The following is a 2,800-nucleotide window of genomic DNA, read 5'->3' as shown; positions in this document are numbered from 1 at the left end:
GAGCGCCTTGTTCTCGTTGGGCGGTCTTGGGGGCGGGGGGGCTTCGCGGAGGCCGCGGTCCGCCACGGGAAAATACCCGATCGAGCGCCGAGATCATCCCACGAGGCACTCCGAGCGGTGATGATGCAGAGCCCCGGCGAATCAGACAGGCAATCTAACAGCGTCTGGCACGTGGCCGGTCCGATCTCTCCTGGCCGCTCCTCTGCTGCCCCCCGCATGATGCTCACTCCGGTCAGCAAAGATCCGGAAACTGGGAAACCTCGACTAGCTCGACCTATCTCCGACTCGGTCTGCTGCCACACCCTCAAAATCCAGACGCTCTACATTCCACGAGAACGTTTGAGGAATGGCGCGGCGGAAGGAAGCTTCGAATTCAACAAAGGAGCTTATCCGCCGTCGCCATGTCCGGCTTGTTCTGCTTCTTCGTCTTCTTCTGGGTAGTTATACAGATCGAAATCGATGCTAATGCCCAACCGAGCGCATCTGCCGATCAAATCGGCAGAGAGATGGAACCCCGGATTGGAGTTCCAGTAGTATCCCACGCAGTTGATGCCGACCTCGCAGGACTTCTGGAGTGTCCGAAGCACTTCAGAATGTGGCTCTACCGCTTCCAGAATATTCGCAATGTGGGAGCTCTGAAAGGTCTCGGTGATTGGCAGCCTGCTGCGAAACTTCCAACAGCTCTTGGGCCAATAATGCTTCTGTCCTGTACGATCAAATCGCCGTTGGATTAGGTCGCCTGCATTGCGAGTCTCGTATGGTTCAAGTCGCATTTGTAAACTGATCTCAGACGGATCACAGGTAAACCCTTCGATCCAAAGGTAGGCGTATGTCTCGCGTCGTTCGCCCATTGTGTTTTGCAGAACGTCGAAGTCATCCTACGCCTGACCGAGGGCGCGACTTCGATTGAGGGTTGATGGTTGAATGGTCATGACGGATTGAACTCGTAACGGGTCAGGCGTTAGGATCGACGCCTTGTTCGCCGTTGGTGATTGTTTAGCTACAGCATTCTCTTTGTTTGGTATTCTGATTCTACCAACTGGAACGCTATCTCAGCCGGATCTTCCGTTCGATCATAGAACCGATTATTCAACTGTGTAAATGCATCATCAGGCAGCGCTTGAACGGCCGCCCAACGTTCCTCTCGAACGATCGGATACTCACCATCTCTCTCCACCAGTGCGATTGCGTCCGACAATACATCAATCACTTCTTCTGAGCCTATCGACTCCAACGCCGTAAGAGCCTGCAGCGCATCGTCTCCGGAAGAATTGTCGAAGTATACCGCGAACCCACCGTTGTTAACCTCGGCGACAAGACTCCATATATAGAGATACTGCTGCTCTGAGGAGAAAAGGCTGGGAAAGGCGACGTCACGCCATCTCTGGTCGAATAGCTTTCGAGATGGCGGAGGCTCAGGAGGAACATAATCCCGCATTACTTCTTCCGCGCGTTTTCGGTCCTCGGCGGCTTCTTCAGCCGCAGACAACTCCTTCAAAATATCGGGCAGGTTCCAATTCTGTGGCTCCCAAAGGTGAGATGACCGAGGGACATTGTTGGCCAGAAGCTGATATTCAGTTTGCAACCGGGTCAGCTCCTCCAGCAACTTGCTCAAGCGCCTGAGAACCTCTACACGATTCTTGCCATCCAGTGCGATCACGAGCGCTTTTCGCTCACGCAGTAGATTCAGCACTGTTCCCATTACTAGATTTCTGTCGAATGCCTTGACTGCCCGAACTATCTCCGTAGTTCTGCCACCCGCATCGATGGTGAGCTCTAGACTGTAGGGCATAGTATTTATTGGCGAACGTTTGAGCTGAGGCGATCCCGGTGAGCTCACCGGGAAGGCTGCGGGGATCCAAGCAGCTTTCGAAGCTGGCGGCAAGAACGCAACACAGCCGCTGAAAGGGGTCGTCCTCGAGCGCCTTGTTCTCGTTGGGCGGTCTTGGGGGCGGGGAGTTATTCGCGGAGGCCGCGGTCCGCCACGGGAAAATACCCGATCGAGCGCCGACACCATCCCACGAGACACTCCGAGCGGTGATGATGCGGAGCCTCAGCGAATCAGACAGACAATCTAACAGAGTCTGTCACGTGCCCGGACCGATCTCTCCTGGCCGCTCCTCTGCTGGCCGCTCCTCTGCTGCCCACCGCATGATGCTCGCTCCGGTCAGCAAAGCTCCGAGAAATCGGAAATCTCGATAAGCTCGACCTATCTTCGACTCGGTCTGTTGCCAAACCCTCAAAACCCAGAGGCTCTACATTCCACGAGAACGTTTGAGCTGAGGCGATCCCGGTGAGCTCACCGGGAAGGCTGCGGGGATCCAAACAGCTTTCGAAGCTGGCGGCAAGAACTCAACACAACCGCTGAAAGGGGTCGCCCTCGAGCGCCTTGTTCTCGTTGGGCGGTCTTGGGGGCGGGGAGTTCTTCGGGGAGGCCGCGGTCCGCCACTGGAAGAATCCCGATCGAGCGCCGACACCAACCCACGAGACACTCCGAGCGGTGATGATGCAGATCCCCGGCGAAGCAGTCAGACAATCTAACAGAGTCTGTCACGTGCTTCGGTCCGATCTCTCCTGGGCGCTCCTCTGCTGCCCAACCGCATGATGCTCACTCCGGTCAGCAAAGCTCCGGAAGCTCGAAAACCTCGATAAGCTCGACCTATCTCCGACTCCGTCTGCTGCCACACCCTCAAAACCCAGAGGCTCTACATTCCACGAGAACGTCGAAGCGCTGCCGACCCGACCACCATGGCGGCCAGCGCGATTCATCAAGGTCCTTGTACCACCTAGAACGGAATGT

At 56.2% G+C, this 2,800-nt stretch carries 2 protein-coding genes; both read right to left on the bottom strand.

All coding sequences use genetic code 11. From position 1 onward, the window contains the following. Positions 1-386 precede the first annotated feature (386 nt). Positions 387-851, bottom strand: a complete 465-nt coding sequence (locus ACFQY0_RS20975) for a DUF4279 domain-containing protein (protein WP_379716945.1) — start codon at positions 849-851, stop codon at positions 387-389. Between the two features lie 149 nt (positions 852-1,000). Next, the gene (locus ACFQY0_RS20970; RefSeq protein WP_379716942.1) at positions 1,001-1,792 is read right to left on the bottom strand and encodes a DMP19 family protein; all 792 of its coding nucleotides are present in this window, start codon (positions 1,790-1,792) and stop codon (positions 1,001-1,003) included. Between the last annotated feature and the right edge of the window lie 1,008 nt (positions 1,793-2,800).

The sequence above is a fragment of the Haloferula chungangensis genome (assembly GCF_042664875.1).
GTDB classification, from domain to species: Bacteria; Verrucomicrobiota; Verrucomicrobiia; order Verrucomicrobiales; family Akkermansiaceae; genus Haloferula; species Haloferula chungangensis.
The sequence above is the reverse complement of the archived record's forward strand: the minus strand, read 5'-3'. Positions and strand labels throughout refer to the sequence as shown.